Here is a 16391-nt window from a genome sequence, read left to right as displayed (position 1 = left end):
TGTCATGCCAATGGCATTGCCCGGTAGCTAAGTTCGGAATCGATAACCGCTGAAAGCATCTAAGCGGGAAGCGAGCCCTGAGATGAGTCTTCCCTGGCACTTTAAGTGTCCTAAAGGGTTGTTCGAGACTAGAACGTTGATAGGCAGGGTGTGTAAGCGTTGTGAGGCGTTGAGCTAACCTGTACTAATTGCCCGTGAGGCTTAACCATACAACACCCAAAGGGTTTTGATGGACTCAAAGCAAGAACAAATTGAATGTGTAGAGAACGCATTAGCAGCTTTCCGAATTTATTGTTTTCAGATTTTCAGAAAATCTGAAGGCAAAACAGAATTTGCTTGGCGACCATAGCGTTGTGGACCCACCTGATTTCCATGCCGAACTCAGAAGTGAAACGCAATAGCGCCGATGGTAGTGTGGGGTTTCCCCATGTGAGAGTAGGACATCGCCAGGCTTTGAATTTTGGACACTTGCAATAGCAAGTATGCCACTGCGGAGTGGTAGTTCAGTTGGTTAGAATACCGGCCTGTCACGCCGGGGGTCGCGGGTTCGAGTCCCGTCCACTCCGCCACTTATTTAGACAAAGTTAAGTCTTAAAAATAACTACAGGGGTGTAGCTCCAATTGGCAGAGCAGCGGATTCCAAATCCGCGTGTTGGGAGTTCGAATCTCTCCACCCCTGCCATATTCAAAGGCTCTGACTTAGGTCGGAGCCTTTTTCGTTTTTGCTTTTTCAAAGCAATGTGTTGGGAGCTGGGTCGCCGGCCCGGTCGAACCTCCGGAATGCCGGCCCAGTCCACCCCTGCCATCTTTAAAGCCTCGTCTTTCGACGAGGCTTTTTTACATCTGTAGTATTCAAAGGCTCTGACTTAGGTCAGAGTTTTTTTGTTTCCGCACTCCTATATTCTCGAATCTTATAGTTCACTGATATACTCATAATCATCATTACATATATGGATATGATTATGCCCCATTTACGTTTTAGAGCTCTGGAGTCAGAGATAGTCAAAACCCTTTCTAGCCCATTAGTTGACGAGCTTCAACCGCTTATGGATTGCCCAAGAGAAGACTTCACTATTGAACACGTTAGCTCAACGTTTTACTTCGATGGTAAGTTAAGTCACGCTTATCCGTTTGTGGAAGTGCTGTGGTTTGATCGTGGGCAGGAGGTGAAGGATAAGGTTGCTGTTGTTATTACTGAACAGATCCGATCTGCTCTGGGCAAAGAGCTCGATGTTGCAGTCATATTCGTCGCACTTGAGCCTGCAAGCTATTACGATAATGGTAGCCATTACGGTTAACTAACTGATTGGTATCGCTCTCACAAATGCGACTGGTGAAGTGGCTAGTTGTTGACTATTGTTATCAGTACTTCAGTGGATTAGTCGTTGTTTTCTAGGTTTTATTGTTTTCTTACTTAGGGCTGTTCTGCTGCTTTATAGGGGGTGTTCCCCTATGATTTTGGGTAAGGACTACTGTTATGACAATGATATCATCAAGGCAGTTTGCCCGATGGCTAAGAGAGAGGTTCGCGACGGAAAAAGACGGAGTGATCCTAACCAGAGAGGACATTAATCAATTATCTGGTAGGCAAAGCTTTACGTTAGGGTTTGTAAACGACATTCACTACGAATTGATGCAACATGGCATTGCCTTTGTGACTGATACAAGCAGAGAGAAATTCTATTTGATTCCCATAAACTCTGCGGAAAACTGGCGCAAAAAGCTGGAGATACAGTACGAGAAAGAGTTGTACTGCAATGTGTTCCCAATCGAAAAGTCTGGGTAATAAAAAAGCCTCCATTTGGAGGCTTTTTAGTGTTTAGGCCATGCCTTGGATAATCACGAATTTCTCTAGCAGCTCTTCATCCGTTTCCACATGATTGGGATCGGTGATGATGCATTTCGTGATTGGGCATACCGATTGACAAGTTGGTTTCTCGTAGTGGCCTTTGCACTCAGTACACAGAGCAGGATCGATCTCAAAAATCTCACTGCCCATTGTAATAGCGCCATTTGGGCATTCCGGGTCACACATATCGCAGTTAATGCACTTGTCAGTAATGAGCAGCGCCATGATTACTTACCCGTTGGGTTACGTGTATCTTGTCCTGAGTTTAGGTTACGCATAAGTAGTGCGTAGTCCAGATCCAATTCCTCTGGTACTGGGATGAAGACAAAGTGGCCGTTACCTTTCGCGTCATCAATGCTTTCTGACTTGCGGTTTTCCATCGCTTCTAGGTTGAAGACAATGTTGCCTTTCGGTGTCATTAGTTCAAGGCTATCGCCAACGATAAACTTGTTCTTCACTTCTACTTCAGCCAAGTGACCACGACGCTTACCGGTAAACTCGCCAACAAACTGCTGAGAGTCAGAAACAGAATAGCCGTAGTCGTAGTTCTGGTAGCTGTCGTGTGTGTGGCGACGTAGGAAACCTTCAGTGTAACCACGGTGAGCAAGGCTTTCTAGCGTACCCATTAGTGACTCATCGAATGGCTTGCCAGCAACGGCGTCGTCAATCGCTTTACGATAAACTTGTGCAGTACGCGCACAGTAGTAAAAAGACTTAGTACGACCTTCAATCTTAAGCGAGTGAACGCCCATCTTCGTCAAACGCTCTACATGCTGAACCGCACGTAGGTCTTTTGAGTTCATGATGTACGTACCATGCTCGTCCTCAAACGCCGCCATTTTATCTTCAGGGCGGTGGCTTTCAGAGAGCAGTACAACGTCGTCAATTGGTTTACCGCGACCAATTGTGGTCTCTGGGCGCTCGTCAACGACTTCAACAGCTTGAGCTTCTGGTGTGAACTCTTCTACGATTTGACCTGCATCGTTTTCTGTTGCTTTCTCAACTTTGTACTCCCAACGACATGCGTTAGTACATGTGCCTTGGTTTGGATCGCGCTTGTTGATGTAGCCAGACAGTAGACAACGACCAGAGTACGCCATGCAAAGTGCACCGTGTACGAATACTTCTAGTTCAGTTTCAGGGCAATGTTCACGGATCTCTTGGATCTCTTCTAGTGATAGCTCACGAGAGACGATTACGCGCTCGACGCCATTCGCAGCCCAGAATTTAACCGTCGCCCAGTTTACTGCGTTCGCCTGTACCGATAGGTGAATAGGCATATCTGGGAAGGCTTCACGAACCATCATGATAAGGCCTGGGTCAGACATGATTAGGGCGTCTGGACCCATTTCTACTACTGGTTTAAGGTCACGGATGAACGTCTTTAGCTTTGAGTTATGTGGTTGAATATTGCATACCACATATAGCTTTTTACCTTGAGCGTGCGCTTCATCGATACCGATTTTTAGGTTTTCGTGGTTAAACTCGTTGTTACGAACACGAAGGCTGTAACGAGGTTGACCTGCGTAAACTGCATCTGCGCCGTATGCGAATGCGTAACGCATGTTTTTGAGGCTGCCAGCTGGTGACAGAAGTTCTGGAGTAAACATTGCTTTATATCTCTAATCTGATTACAAGTCAGTGTTGTGCCACCTAATGGCACTAAGGGGCGCAAATTTTACGCTAGTATGGGGAGATTTCCAAGTTTTGAATCAGGCTCGCTACTCAAGAGCAACAGTTAGGGCTGAGAAGCGAGCTTGATAGAGAAGGGGTTATTGCTTAGGTAGGCCGCCTAACGCGTCGTACAAGTTAGGTAAGAAGGCACCAAATTCACCACATAGAAGTGAGAAGTCAGCGTCAATACGCGCAGCAGCATCTTCACGTGGGATATCATCGTTTTGATCCTTCAGCTCGTCACTGAATTTCAAGCGTTTGATACTGCCGTCATCGGCTAATATAAACTCGATACGATCTTGCCAGTTGAGCGAAAGTTTAGTCACAAACTTGTTGGCTTCAATGTGACCAAGGATTTCGTCGCTAGACAGCTCTTGTTTCTTACAGCGTATAACGCCGCCGTCTTCTAGGACTGATTTCAACTCAGCTTCATCAAGAAGGTTAAAACCTGTTGGTGCTTCGTTGGTTTTTACCCATTCGGTTAGCGTGTTCTCAATTGGCTGCTCTGGGAATGCTGGAATAACAGGAAGGCTACCCATGGTCTTTCGCAGTAGCGCAATCACGTCTTCAGCTTTTTTGTAGCTACTGGCATCAACAATCACAAAGCCTTCTTTCGGCATGATAAGAAGGTGAGTAAGATTGCTGCGGCTAAATGCACGTGGCAGAAGGTCTATGATGATTTCGTCTTTGAGATCGTCTTTCTCTTTCTTCTTAAGAGGGCGACCTTCTTGAGTCTCAAGTGCGTCTACTTTGCTAGCTAGAGAGTCTTTGATAACCGATGCAGGTAGCATTTTCTCTTCTTTTTTGGCGCACAGTAGAATTCGGTTTTCAGAAACATGGGTCATCATATCGCCATGCTTACCCAGTGCCGTGACCCAGCCAAACTTCTGTTTGTCTTGGCTACCACAAGGAGTAAAGCGAAACTCTTCAAGCTGCTGCTCTAGCTTATCTGCATTAAACTCAAGTTCCTTGTTGAATCGATAGACCAAACAGTTTTTAAACCACATATTACTCTCACCTTTAGAATAGATAGCTGCACATAATAGGCAATTTTGCTTAAATTGTCCTAGCTTAAATCTCGATTATCGCAATAGATCTTGTGCGAAAGTTATATTAAAAATTGTTTTCAATGGTCACAAAAGTGTCATAATAATTCTTGATAATGCATGAAGTTGATTAGATTCCAAAAGGTTATTCAGATATGTCTAGAAGGATCCTGGTGGTCGAGGATGAAGCACCAATTCGCGAAATGCTGTGTTTCGTATTAGAGCAGAAAGGCTACCAAGCTGTAGAAGCTGAAGATTACGATACGGCAGTTAACAAACTGGCTGAACCTTTCCCAGATCTTGTTCTACTAGACTGGATGCTACCTGGCGGTTCTGGCATTAATTTTATCAAGCACATGAAACGCGAAGAGCTGACTCGCAATATCCCTGTTGTGATGCTTACTGCTCGTGGTGAAGAAGAAGATAAAGTGCGCGGCCTAGAAGTGGGTGCGGACGACTACATCACTAAACCATTTTCACCAAAAGAGCTGGTTGCTCGCCTTAAGGCGGTGATTCGTCGCGTGACACCAACAGCACTCGAAGATGTGATTGATGTACAAGGCCTTAAGCTAGACCCAGTCTCTCACCGCGTTACCGCGAATGACCAGCCTCTTGATATGGGGCCAACCGAGTTTAAGATGCTGCACTTCTTTATGACTCACCAAGAGCGCGTCTACAGCCGTGAGCAGCTACTAAACAATGTATGGGGCACCAACGTTTACGTTGAAGACCGTACCGTCGATGTACACATTCGTCGCCTACGTAAAGCTCTTGAATCAGCAGGTCATGATAAATTGATTCAAACCGTTCGAGGCGCTGGCTACCGTTTCTCAACCAAGGGCTAGCATCGAACTGGAGAGGTAAATGGTTGAAAGGTTAACCTGGAAAAAGCTGGCCTGGGAGCTGGCTTTTTTTTACACCCCATGGATTGTCGTTGGGTGGATATTTGGATACATGCCGTGGTTGCTTCTGGTTGCCACGGTTTTGCAGTTGATATGGCACCTACATAATCAGCTGCGTTTGTCTGCTTGGCTGTGGGATGAAAAGCGCCTTACCCCGCCATCCGGTACCGGAAATTGGGAGTCGTTATTTAACGGCATCTATCGCCTTCAGCAAAGGCAGCGCCGCAAGCGCAAAGAGTTAACAAACCTTATCCGCCGCTTTAAAAACGGTGCGGAATCGCTTCCCGATGCCGTCGTTGTATTTAGAAGTGAAGGCAATATCGTTTGGTGCAACAAGCTCGCTCAACATCTATTAGGATTCCGTTGGCCTGATGATTCGGGGCAGCCTATCTCCAATTTGATCCGCACGCCTGATTTTATCAAATACATTAGTAAGCAAGATTTCTCCGAACCGTTAGAGATGCGCTCACCTCTAAACGTTGAGCGGATGCTCGAACTGCGTATTGTGCCGTACACAGAAGGAGAACACTTGATGGTGGTGCGTGATGTCAGCCAGCTGAAACAGCTTGAAGGCATGCGTCGTAACTTCTTTGCTAACGTTTCTCATGAGCTTCGTACGCCAATGACGGTGTTGCAAGGTTACTTAGAGATGACCGAAGACCCAGATATGGTTGTCGGTCCTATGTGGACCAAAGCGCACGGTGTCATGACTGAGCAGCTCAACCGCATGAATAGTTTGGTTAACCAACTGTTGACGTTATCGAAAATTGAAGCTGCACCCATGCACGAGCTTGATGAGGTCGTTAATGTTCCCGCAATGCTTGAGGTGTTAGAAAAAGAAGCGGTGAGTTTAAGCGGTGACGATCAGCATAAGATCAGCTTCGATGTCGACAATAGCTTGCGCGTATTTGGTGATGATGATCAACTGCGCAGCGCGATTTCAAATCTGGTTTACAACGCAGTGAAATACACTCCACCAGGGGCGAATGTCAAAGTGCGTTGGTATCAGTCTTCTCAAGGTGCACATCTAGAGGTTGAAGATACCGGTGATGGTATTGAAGCGCAGCATTTGCACAGATTGACGGAGCGCTTTTATCGTGTCGATAAGGCGCGCTCTCGTGATACTGGCGGCAGTGGACTCGGCTTAGCGATTGTAAAACACGCTCTATCGCATCACGACTCACACTTGGAAATTCACTCTGAAGTAGGTGTGGGCAGTAAGTTCTCGTTCATTTTACCTGAACGATTGGTGGTTCAGTGATGACGACGTTAGTAGCGCGCGTCGCTAAGGGATTAATGTTGTGTGCACTGTTGTCGGGCACCGCTTTGGCACAGGAACTTCCCAAGTACAGTAAGCTCTCTGGCGTATCGGGTAACCTCTCTTCTGTAGGTTCAGATACGCTCTCCGGCATGACCACATTATGGCTCGAAGAATTCAAATATCTTTACCCAAATGTGAACCCGCAGATCCAAGCTTCTGGCTCGTCGACGGCGCCACCGGCATTGACCGAAGGGACTGCGCAGTTTGGCCCTATGAGCCGAGAAATGCGCTCGCGTGAAATCGAAGCCTTTGAGCGCCAATATGGTTATAAGCCAACAGCGCTTAAAGTCGCTATCGATGCAATTGGGTTGTTTGTTCACCTCGACAACCCGATTGAAGGACTTAACTTTAAGCAGCTTGATGCAATTTTCTCATCAACCCTTCGCTGTGGGGGGGCTGAGTATCTGCAAACTTGGAAGCAGCTTGGTATTGAAACACCTTGGGATGAACGTGCGATTCAAATCTTTGGGCGCAACTCTGTTTCCGGTACCTACGGCTACTTTAAGGATAAAGCACTATGTGGCGGAGACTTTAGACGTAATGTTAATGAGCAGCCGGGTTCTGCCTCTGTGGTGCAGTCGGTCGCTTCATCGATTAACACCATAGGTTACTCTGGGATTGGTTATCAGGTATCAGGTGCTAAGCTTGTGCCTATTGCCAACCATGGGGAGCAATACGTACTGCCGACTCAGGTGAATGTTCAGTCGGGGCATTATCCGTTATCGCGCTTTCTCTATGTGTACGTGAATAAAGACCCTAACCGCGCTCTCTCGCCGATTGAAGAAGCCTATATTCGTTATATCTATTCTCGAGAGGGGCAGCGGATCGTTCAGAAAGACGGCTATGTTCCGGTGAGTCTTGAGTTTGCAAAAGGTGAATTGGCCAAAGTGGGGCTGAGTATCGAATAATCTGGTGCTCTAACGGACAAAAAAAACGGCCTATTTGCCGCTTTTTTAGTTTTAGTTGTCAGTCACATCTAGGCGCTTAGAATACAAGATTCCAGCCTGCTGACTCCCAGTAGATTTGTTCGGTTTGTAAATCCGCTTGCAGCAGCTTGTTTTGCTCTAGCCAGTCGCTTTGGGTGCTGGTAAGTGTCCAAGTCTCATCGTCGATGGAAAGCTCAAGTGGCAACAGCTCCTCATTGCGCTGGCCATTAACGATGATCGCCAAACGCAAAATACCAATTAGGCCGACAATGTGCTTTTTCTTGAAGAGGGTAAACTCAGGCAGCTCTTGCAGTTTAAGCGCTTTGCGCTGAAAGCGGGTCAAGGTGGCGAGCACCAACTGCTGTTCGCTGTTAAAGCCAGGCATATTAGTATGGTTGAGAATATAACTCGAGTGCCGGTGGAAGGCTTGATAACTAATACTCAGTCCAACTTCGTGAAGCAGAGCGCTCCATTCCAATAAGCTGAACAATTCACTTTTCTTTTTAAGCCCCAGCGACTCGTGCACTTGATTCAAAAACTCGTGTGCTTGACCTCGCACTCGCGCGGCGTGCTCAAGATCGACAAAGTGTTTTTTGGCTAAGTTCTCAGCAGTGCGCATACGAATATCAGAGCGCTCAAAACGTTCTTCCATTTCATATAGTAAGCCTTCACGCAGCGCACCAGAAGAAAAGTGCATCTCTTTGATTTTAAGACTCTCGAAGATAGCGGTGAGAATGGCAACGCCTGCCGCAAACACAGGTTTGCGCTCAGGGGTTAGTCCTTGCAGTGCGATATCATCGATGCTGTCGAACTCACACAGTTTGTCGATGAGCTTATAAAGTCGCTTATTATTGATGATGCCATCTTCATAGCCAATCCCAACGAGCACCTCTTTGATGGCTTTGATGGTGCCAGAGGAGCCGAGCGACACTTCCCAGCCTTTCTTTTTGTAACGCGGCGTCAAAGCTTCAAGGCGTTGTCTGGCCGAGAGAATGGCTTTGGTGAAGTTCTTAGACGAAAGCTTACCGTTGGCGAAGTACTTACTGGTATAACTGACGCAGCCCATTTGAGTACTGTTAAGCAGCACAGGCTCAAACGCCTTTCCAATAATAAGTTCGGTACTACCACCACCAATATCAACGACTAACTTTGAGTTGGACTCGGTTTGCGTATGAGCAACACCGGCATAGATAAGACGTGCTTCTTCTTCACCAGGAATGACTTCGATGGGGAAAGGCAGAACATCACGAGCTTTTTGCAAAAAGACATGGGCATTGGCTGCGATACGAAGAGTATGGGTTGCGGCAATACGAACATTGTCGACCTCGAAGCCTTGTAGACGTTCGGCAAACATCGCGAGGCACTCCAGGCCTCGCTCCATTGCGGCGTCATCTAAGTTTCCATGCTCATCCAAACCGGAAGCCAGTCTGACGCGTTGCTTGTGCCTGCTGACTAGTTGCAAGTCTTGGTCGACGACTTTGGCGACCACCATGTGGAAGCTGTTTGACCCAAGGTCAATCGCTGCCACATCTTTGGTGATAACGTCATTCGTCGGTTGATCTTTAGTGTTCGTGTCCGTGGTTTGACTCATTATGTTCTAGTTTTTGTTTGCGTTTTCTAGTTTGCTTCTCTACCTGTTTAAGATAGTCGTAAATAGCAATTTGTGAACGAACTTTCTTGCGATTACCACGAGGAACATAGGTGTTGCTCATCTCTTTATCAATCCAACGAGCCTTTACCGTATCGGTAAAGTGGATGTTGACGATATCGATAATACGTTGCTTTAAGCGTTCATCTCGCACAGGTGCAGCCACTTCAATTCGGTGGTCGATGTTTCGCGTCATCCAATCTGCAGAGGAGATGTACACCTGTGGATCACCATCGTTATGAGCAATAATAACGCGAGGATGTTCTAAAAAGCGATCGACAATACTGATAATTTTGATGTTATCACTGACACCTTCAATTCCTGGTACCAGTGAGCACATACCACGGATGATCATATTGATTTTTACGCCTGCGCTGCTTGCTTCATACAGTTTACTCACCAGACCTTTGTCGACAAGGTTGTTTACTTTGAGCGTCAACGCCGCTCTTTTGCCGATTTGTGCGTTGGCGATCTCGGTATCAATTAAGCGATAGAGCTGCTTACGAGAGTTACGCGGTGAGACAATCAGTTGGTTAAACCTGACCGGACGATAAGGATTTTCGATATAACCGAACACATTGCGCACCTCATTGGTGATCTCTTGATCCGCAGTGAGCAGCGAAAAGTCGGTATAGATCCGTGCCGTTCTCTCGTGGAAGTTCCCTGTCCCTACGTGAGCGTAACGAACGATTTCTCCTTCCTCGCGTCGACTTATCAGCAGCAGCTTAGAGTGGATTTTCAAGCCCGGCGCACCGAAAATTACGTGGACGCCATTCTCGGTCAGTACTTTTGACCACTCAATGTTGGCCTCTTCATCGAAGCGAGCTTGCAGTTCTACCACCACAGTCACGCTCTTGCCATTGTGCATGGCATCAATCAGAGAGTTCATCAAACGTGAGTCTTTGGCAACACGATAGATGTTAATCTTAATGCTCAGCACTTTAGGGTCGAACGAGGCTTGGCGAACCAATTCCGTAATGTGCTCAAACGTGTGGTATGGATAGTAGAGCAGAATATCTTGAGCGCGGATGGCATCGAAGGTGTTGTCATAGCCGTCAAAATCAGCGCAGCGCATTGGCGGCAGGGGCTTATTTTCTAGATAATCACGACCGACATTAGGGAAGCCGATAAAGTCTTTGAAATTGTGATAGCGGCTGCCTGGGATCAAACTGTCGTAGTTCGAGATACCCAGCTTGTCACACAGCGTGGTTAACATTTCTTCTGGCATATCGCGCTCGTAAACAAAGCGTACCGGCATTGCCGTTAAACGCTGGCTTACCCCTTCTGACATTTGCTCTAACAGGCTGTGTTCAACCTCATGGCTTAAATCGTATTCTGCATCACGGGTCATTTTCATTGCATAACCGTTGAGCTCGTCGTAGTCGAAGAAACCACGAAAGAGTTCATCAAGGCAGTAGCGGATAATGTTATCAAGCAGAATGATGGTCTTACGGCGTTTGCCTTTTTGCTCCGGCACCATGACAAAGCGAGGTAGGTGATCGGTTGGGATCTCTAAGATCGCATATTGAGAACTGTCGTTGGTTTTAAGGTCGACGACGATATACGCGTACTCGTCTTTCAGAAACTGTAAAACATCAATGTCGTCTTTGAGCATAAGTGGGGTGATGTGCGGCAGCACTTCTTTTTTAAAGTACTTTTTAATCCACTTCTGCTGGGTGTCATCAAGCTGAGTTTCATTGACGAGGAAAATGCGTCGGCGAGCCATCTCCATGATCAGCTCGCTATACAGTTCATCAAAGCGCTGGTTAAGTTTGAGCGCCTTGCTTTGCATCTTCCCAAGCAGGTGTTTAGAGTTGTCATTAACGCCGCGGTCTTGGTTGATCAAAATACGACGTTTGACGTCTGAAAAACGAACTTTATAGAACTCATCCAAGTTGTTGGAAAAGATCCCCAAAAAACGGATCCTTTCGACCAGTGGAACTGTTTTATCCGCGGCTTCTTGCAACACGCGCTCATTAAACGATAACCAACTAAGTTCTTTTTCTATATAGAGTTTTTCTGCGCTCATGTACTCAACCACCGACGTTTGGGCTCACTACTGGGAAGCAGCAAAGCGGAATGTAAGATGAATCTTGTCGTGAACCTTAGAGATTGTATATGACATTTTTATTTCAAAAAGCGTGCAACGCGACACATTTCATTATTTTCAGCACCTTAGATGCTATGTAATATAACTGTCATCTAAACGAAATATTATGTTGAGGCAATTCGTGCATGCTGTTCACTTGCCTCTCGTCCTTGAAGGCAAACGCCTGATAACACTCAAACTGCATCATAAGAGAACATTAGTAGATTATGGCAACGGCCAATTTTTCACTTCATACCAAAGATAGAAAACGTCTGATCAAAGATCGTTTGGTGCGTTGGATCGTCTCATTTGGTGGCTTGAGTGTACTCGCTGGGCTTATCTTCATCTTCGTCTACTTAGCTTATGTCACACTGCCTCTATTTTCCGATAACGAGGTCACATGGCAGCCCGCGATCAGCTCTGATATTGCAGAAACGCCAGTTTTAACCTTAGTCAGCGATAGTGGTCATGACGGCTTATTCTTTTTTGCCGATGGTGGTTATATCCAACAGTCGCTTGTTACGGGTGAACAGACTTCACATCGTTTGCCAGATAACATTGTGCGCTTGCAGGCCGTCGATGAAAAAATACTGCTAGCGGTGGATAGTAAAGGTCGTTACGCCGCGCTAAAACCTAAATTACAACTGGATCAAAGTAGTGGTGATGCACAGTTGATTGTTCCTGATCTTGATGAGGAGCAATGGATCTCGCTGCCTAACGCGAAGCTGGTCAATGCAGTGGTCAATAAAGGTGAAACTGTCATTGCTAGTATCGATGAGCGCGGCATGCTGCAAGCTGGGTATTCACACCACGCCACGGAATCAAGCAGTGGTGAGTTCTCTTTTGCTACCTTACCAACCACGATTGAGGGCGCAAAAGAGCTGGTCGTTACGCCAGATGGTCGCACCTTATATGTTCGCTTCGGCAATCAGCTGGTGGTGATTAACCGCAATGGACATTCGCTATACGCACGTGAGGTGGTTGACTTATCGGCGCCGAATGGTGTCAACGTCAGTGGTGTACATTTGTTGTCTGGGGCATATTCGCTGCTGGTGCAATATGACAATCAGCAGGTTTGGCAATGGTTTGATGTATTGATTGAAGGCGAGCGTAAACTTACGCCGATTCGCTCATTTCAGTTTGATGCTGATATCGCGTTTTTGACGGCAGAGGCTACGAGTAAGGGCTTCAACGTACTGCTTGCGAGTCCACAGACTTCTGAATCAGCGTCAAACAGCTTTAAGTTGCAAAGTCTCTATACCACGAGCGAAAAGCTCGTTTCCGAGAGCCCAGTGCCTAGTTCAGACGTGCGTGATTTCGCCTTGTCCAACAATGGCCATTACGCGCTAGTGTTGTCTGAGGGTGCAATGTACCGCGCCTATCTACCTAATGAGCACCAAGAGATTTCGCTGAGTGCACTGTGGCAAAAGGTGTGGTACGAAAGCTACCCTGAGCCGGAGTTTATTTGGCAAACCACCGCCGCTTCCGATGATTTTGAAGCCAAATACAGTCTGGTTCCGATTGCGTTTGGTACCATAAAGGCAGCTCTATTTGCGATGCTGTTTTCTGTGCCGATCGCTGTGTTTGGCGCCATCTACACCGCGTACTTTATGTCGTCGAAAATGCGCCGTGTGGTTAAGCCGACGATCGAGCTAATGGAAGCGTTGCCAACCGTCATTATTGGCTTTTTGGCAGGACTTTGGTTCGCCCCTATCGTGGAAACGCATTTACCAGCGATTTTGCTGTTGCTGTTGGCATTGCCGTTGCTCTCTTTGTTGTCTGGTGCAGTGTGGTACACCATCCCTAAAGCGTACACATCAAAGCTGCCAAGCGGCTTACATCCTTTCACCCTAATACCTGTCATCTTGATTGCCATCTATTTGGCGATGACGTTCTCTAGTGATATGGAAGTGATGTTGTTCAATGGTGATGCAAGGGTATTTCTCGCGACACATGGGATTGATTTCGATCAGCGAAACGCTCTAGTGGTCGGTTTTGCTATGGGCTTTGCGGTTATTCCAACTATTTTCACCATTGCCGAAGATGCTATTTTCTCCGTACCAAAACACTTGTCTGATGGCTCACTAGCATTGGGAGCGACACAGTGGCAAACACTGATCTATGTAGTGCTGCTTACCGCCAGCCCAGGCATTTTCTCTGCGGTTATGATGGGATTAGGACGCGCTGTTGGCGAGACGATGATCGTGCTGATGGCAACGGGTAATACGCCGATCCTCGATTGGAATATTTTTGAAGGCATGAGGACGCTGTCGGCCACCATGGCCGTTGAGTTACCAGAATCAGAAGTTGGCAGCAGTCATTATCGTTTGCTGTTCTTGATCGCGCTCATCTTGTTTAGCTTTACCTTTGTGGTCAACTCGCTAGCAGAGTGGGTGAGACAACGACTCCGGGAGAAATACAGTGCGCTTTAATTGTGTAGGGGAGTCGGAACATGTTTAAGTGGTTCAAATCTGGATCACCTTGGGTTTGGCTCACAGGTGGCGCGGTCAGCATCAGCTTGATTTCCGTGCTTGGTTTATTGCTGCTTATCGGTTGGCGAGGGCTGACCTACTTTTGGCCAGCGCCGCTCTATCAGTGGCAAGATGACCAAGGCGGGGCATTAATTGGGCAAGTCTATTCAAAGACTTGGGTACCCACTTACAATATTCCTAACGCACAGTTGTTGCTACCAACTGACATCCTAGAGCAGGGTAAGGTAGAGCGCTATAGCATCAAAGTGGCCAACCGAGATTTGTATGGCATCGACTTTGTGTCTCTGCTTTCATCACAGCTTCATGATTCTCAGACTCCAGCGGATCTGGTGGTGATTGAACGTACTCGTGGCGGAAACTTCTTCGGTCGTATCCTTGATCTTAAAGGTGTAGAGGGGCTACAAGAAACGGCGATAGCCGAGACGTTAACGTTTGAGCTTCAACAGATCGCGCTGATCCGCGATCGCATAGACGGTATTACCGAGCGCCGATTAAAAGGATTGAATCACCAACTTGAAGCTCTGCGTTTGAAGCAGCGCCGTGATAGCTTGAATGGCGTGCTGACGGAAGAGTTAACGCTTCGCTATCAGCAGCAAAATGCGATCATCCGGGAGCAACTGAGCCAAACTGACATTGAGCTTGACGAGCTAAGGGCTGAGTTAGCGAGCAAAACTTTGGTTGTCGAAGATATGCGCGGCGAGCGATTAGAAATTGGCCTCAATCGCGTGTTGGATTTTTGGTATCCGAATCAAATGAGCTACGCCGATAAGCTTTCTCATTGGGGACATCAGGTTTGGAAGTTCTTATCGGATGATCCGCGTGAATCGAACTCTGAAGGTGGCGTGTTTCCTGCAATCTTTGGCACCGTACTGCTGGTGATTATCATGTCGGTCATGGTGATGCCGCTCGGTGTGCTGGTGGCGGTGTATTTGCACGAATACGCTGAGAACAATTTACTGACGCGCATGATACGGGTCGGGGTTATCAACTTGGCAGGTGTGCCGTCGATTGTTTATGGTGTATTTGGATTGGGTTTTTTTGTCTACACCATTGGCGGCTCTATCGATTCTTTGTTTTATGCCGAGCGGTTGCCGGCGCCAACGTTTGGAACGCCAGGCCTGCTATGGTCATCGCTGACCCTTGCAATTTTGACGCTGCCGGTGGTGATTGTGGCGACAGAAGAGGGTTTAAATCGTATTCCAACGTCTGCTCGTCATGGCTCACTTGCACTTGGTGCTACGCAGTCGGAGACCCTGTGGCGAATCGTACTACCCATGGCAAGCCCTGCCATCATTACCGGCTTAATCTTAGCGGTTGCTCGCGCGGCGGGTGAGGTGGCGCCATTAATGCTGGTAGGCGTGGTAAAATTGGCATCAAGTCTACCGGTGGACTCACAGTTTCCGTTTTTGCACCTTGAGCGTAAATTTATGCATCTCGGTTTTCATATTTACGATGTGGGTTTCCAGACATCCAACATTGAAGCAGCGAGACCATTGGTTTACGCAACCTCGTTCTTGCTGGTTACCGTCGTGGTTGGGCTAAACTTAACGGCAATAGCGATACGAAATAACCTGCGTGAAAAATACCGCACACTAGGACAAGATTAACCATGTTTTCTATCAACCAGACTCTGGGCTATCCAACGCCTTTAGATGTGAACAACCTAAGTGATGAGCAAACTGCCATTGCTATTGAAAACTTGAACTTGTACTACGGTAATAAGCAGGCATTGGATGATGTATCGATGCGTATTCCCAAAGGACAAGTTACGGCGTTTATCGGCCCGTCAGGCTGCGGTAAATCAACCTTGCTGCGCTGCATTAATCGAATGAATGATTTGATTGAAGGGTGCACGGTTGAAGGTAAAGTGAAGCTTCATGGTGGCAATGTCTATCATCCTAAAGTCGATGTAGCGACGCTGCGCCGCCGCGTAGGCATGGTGTTTCAGCGCCCGAATCCTTTTCCTAAATCCATTTATGAAAATGTCGTGTATGGACTCAGGCTGCAAGGCATCAAAAACAGTCGTAACCTCGATGATGCGGTTGAGCGCTCTTTGCGAGCAGCTGCGCTGTGGGATGAAGTAAAAGATCGCTTACATGAAAACGCATTTGGGTTATCTGGTGGTCAACAGCAGCGATTGGTCATTGCCCGTGCTATCGCCATTGAGCCTGAGGTATTGCTGCTGGATGAGCCGACATCGGCGCTCGATCCTATCTCTACTCTGACTATTGAAGAGCTGATTAACGACCTGAAAACCAAGTACACGGTTGTGATCGTGACCCATAATATGCAGCAAGCGGCTCGAGTGAGTGATCATACCGCGTTCATTCATCTTGGAAAACTGGTAGAGTACGCCGATACAGATACTATATTTACTTCACCGATAGAAAAACAAACCGAAGACTACATCACGGGTCGCTACGGCTGATTGACAGGCTTTAGGG

General features: G+C 47.1%; 12 protein-coding genes, 2 tRNA genes, 2 rRNA genes and 2 pseudogenes. 13 read left to right on the top strand and 5 right to left on the bottom strand.

Annotated elements, in window-relative coordinates; translation table 11 throughout:
* The 6 genes from L4C42_RS16680 to L4C42_RS16655 all read left to right on the top strand — a co-directional run.
* Positions 1–209, top strand: a 23S ribosomal RNA gene (locus L4C42_RS16680); the annotation flags it as partial.
* A 126-nt stretch (positions 210–335) separates the two neighbouring features.
* Positions 336–452: ribosomal RNA gene (gene rrf / locus L4C42_RS16675) — 5S ribosomal RNA — on the top strand.
* 40 nt (positions 453–492) lie between these two features.
* A tRNA-Asp gene (locus L4C42_RS16670) sits at positions 493–569 on the top strand.
* Between the two features lie 36 nt (positions 570–605).
* Positions 606–682 (top strand) — tRNA-Trp (locus L4C42_RS16665).
* 280 nt (positions 683–962) lie between these two features.
* Positions 963–1298 (top strand): DUF1904 domain-containing protein, encoded by a 336-nt coding sequence (locus L4C42_RS16660; RefSeq protein WP_353497907.1) that lies wholly within the window; start codon positions 963–965, stop codon positions 1296–1298.
* Between the two features lie 179 nt (positions 1299–1477).
* Positions 1478–1786 (top strand): hypothetical protein, encoded by a 309-nt coding sequence (locus tag L4C42_RS16655; RefSeq protein ID WP_112460995.1) that lies wholly within the window; start codon positions 1478–1480, stop codon positions 1784–1786.
* A gap of 33 nt (positions 1787–1819) precedes the next feature.
* Here L4C42_RS16655 and L4C42_RS16650 read toward each other — a convergent pair whose 3' ends face one another.
* The 3 genes from L4C42_RS16650 to rdgC all read right to left on the bottom strand — a co-directional run bounded on the left by L4C42_RS16650 (position 1820) and on the right by rdgC (position 4530).
* On the bottom strand, positions 1820–2074 hold the full coding sequence (locus L4C42_RS16650) for a YfhL family 4Fe-4S dicluster ferredoxin (protein WP_042500690.1): 255 nt from the start codon (positions 2072–2074) through the stop codon (positions 1820–1822).
* Between the two features lie 2 nt (positions 2075–2076).
* On the bottom strand, positions 2077–3459 hold the full coding sequence (gene trhP, locus L4C42_RS16645; protein ID WP_429761312.1) for a prephenate-dependent tRNA uridine(34) hydroxylase TrhP: 1383 nt from the start codon (positions 3457–3459) through the stop codon (positions 2077–2079).
* 162 nt (positions 3460–3621) lie between these two features.
* A complete protein-coding gene (rdgC, locus tag L4C42_RS16640) occupies positions 3622–4530 on the bottom strand; it encodes a recombination-associated protein RdgC (protein WP_353497910.1) in 909 nt (302 codons plus the stop codon).
* Positions 4531–4724: 194 nt separating this feature from the next.
* Here rdgC and phoB point away from each other — a divergent pair, with 194 nt between their 5' ends.
* Genes phoB through L4C42_RS16625 form a run of 3 tightly spaced genes read left to right on the top strand, consistent with a single transcriptional unit; the run spans position 4725 to position 7700 of the window.
* A complete protein-coding gene (gene phoB / locus L4C42_RS16635; protein ID WP_042500693.1) occupies positions 4725–5414 on the top strand; it encodes a phosphate regulon transcriptional regulator PhoB in 690 nt (229 codons plus the stop codon).
* A 19-nt stretch (positions 5415–5433) separates the two neighbouring features.
* Positions 5434–6732: a phosphate regulon sensor histidine kinase PhoR gene (gene phoR, locus L4C42_RS16630; protein WP_418641736.1), complete on the top strand. Its 1299-nt coding sequence runs from the start codon at positions 5434–5436 to the stop codon at positions 6730–6732.
* Positions 6732–7700 carry a PstS family phosphate ABC transporter substrate-binding protein gene (locus L4C42_RS16625; protein WP_418641735.1) on the top strand — a complete coding sequence of 323 codons (969 nt, stop codon included), beginning with the start codon at positions 6732–6734 and terminating at the stop codon, positions 7698–7700. The genes phoR and L4C42_RS16625 overlap by 1 nt, the downstream gene beginning before the upstream one ends.
* A 76-nt stretch (positions 7701–7776) precedes the next feature.
* On the opposite strand, the gene ppx is transcribed toward L4C42_RS16625, so the two are convergent.
* Together ppx and ppk1 are read right to left on the bottom strand one after the other, a co-directional pair.
* Positions 7777–9309 carry an exopolyphosphatase gene (ppx, locus tag L4C42_RS16620; RefSeq protein ID WP_353497913.1) on the bottom strand — a complete coding sequence of 511 codons (1533 nt, stop codon included), beginning with the start codon at positions 9307–9309 and terminating at the stop codon, positions 7777–7779.
* Positions 9281–11395, bottom strand: a complete 2115-nt coding sequence (gene ppk1, locus L4C42_RS16615; RefSeq protein ID WP_353497914.1) for a polyphosphate kinase 1 — start codon at positions 11393–11395, stop codon at positions 9281–9283. The genes ppx and ppk1 overlap by 29 nt, the downstream gene beginning before the upstream one ends.
* Before the next feature lie 287 nt (positions 11396–11682).
* Here ppk1 and L4C42_RS16610 point away from each other — a divergent pair, with 287 nt between their 5' ends.
* From L4C42_RS16610 to pstB, 4 genes and pseudogenes are all read left to right on the top strand, one after another.
* Positions 11683–13887, top strand: coding sequence for an ABC transporter permease subunit (locus tag L4C42_RS16610; RefSeq protein ID WP_429761308.1), 2205 nt, complete (start codon positions 11683–11685; stop codon positions 13885–13887).
* A 20-nt stretch (positions 13888–13907) separates the two neighbouring features.
* Positions 13908–14094 (top strand): annotated as a pseudogene (locus L4C42_RS23500) (phosphate ABC transporter permease PstA); the annotation flags it as partial.
* 83 nt (positions 14095–14177) lie between these two features.
* A pseudogene (gene pstA / locus L4C42_RS16605) lies at positions 14178–15554 on the top strand (phosphate ABC transporter permease PstA); the annotation flags it as partial.
* A gap of 2 nt (positions 15555–15556) precedes the next feature.
* Positions 15557–16375 carry a phosphate ABC transporter ATP-binding protein PstB gene (gene pstB, locus L4C42_RS16600; protein WP_353497917.1) on the top strand — a complete coding sequence of 273 codons (819 nt, stop codon included), beginning with the start codon at positions 15557–15559 and terminating at the stop codon, positions 16373–16375.
* Positions 16376–16391: the final 16 nt, after the last annotated feature.

Origin of the sequence: Vibrio wakamikoensis, from assembly GCF_050337275.1 — a bacterium.
GTDB classification, from domain to species: domain Bacteria; phylum Pseudomonadota; class Gammaproteobacteria; order Enterobacterales; family Vibrionaceae; genus Vibrio; species Vibrio chaetopteri.
This window is presented reverse-complemented; position numbering and strand designations above follow the sequence as displayed.

Bases quoted from the DNA above. Each gene is read 5' to 3' on its own strand.
- L4C42_RS16655 (WP_112460995.1), top strand. From the start codon at position 1,478: ATGACAATGATATCATCAAGGCAGTTTGCCCGATGGCTAAGAGAGAGG.
- L4C42_RS16625 (WP_418641735.1), top strand. From the start codon at position 6,732: ATGACGACGTTAGTAGCGCGCGTCGCTAAGGGATTAATGTTGTGTGCA.
- L4C42_RS16610 (WP_429761308.1), top strand. From the start codon at position 11,683: ATGGCAACGGCCAATTTTTCACTTCATACCAAAGATAGAAAACGTCTG.
- trhP (WP_429761312.1), bottom strand. From the start codon at position 3,459: ATGTTTACTCCAGAACTTCTGTCACCAGCTGGCAGCCTCAAAAACATG.
- L4C42_RS16650 (WP_042500690.1), bottom strand. From the start codon at position 2,074: ATGGCGCTGCTCATTACTGACAAGTGCATTAACTGCGATATGTGTGAC.
- ppx (WP_353497913.1), bottom strand. From the start codon at position 9,309: ATGAGTCAAACCACGGACACGAACACTAAAGATCAACCGACGAATGAC.
- phoR (WP_418641736.1), top strand. From the start codon at position 5,434: ATGGTTGAAAGGTTAACCTGGAAAAAGCTGGCCTGGGAGCTGGCTTTT.
- phoB (WP_042500693.1), top strand. From the start codon at position 4,725: ATGTCTAGAAGGATCCTGGTGGTCGAGGATGAAGCACCAATTCGCGAA.
- rdgC (WP_353497910.1), bottom strand. From the start codon at position 4,530: ATGTGGTTTAAAAACTGTTTGGTCTATCGATTCAACAAGGAACTTGAG.
- L4C42_RS16660 (WP_353497907.1), top strand. From the start codon at position 963: ATGCCCCATTTACGTTTTAGAGCTCTGGAGTCAGAGATAGTCAAAACC.
- pstB (WP_353497917.1), top strand. From the start codon at position 15,557: ATGTTTTCTATCAACCAGACTCTGGGCTATCCAACGCCTTTAGATGTG.
- ppk1 (WP_353497914.1), bottom strand. From the start codon at position 11,395: ATGAGCGCAGAAAAACTCTATATAGAAAAAGAACTTAGTTGGTTATCG.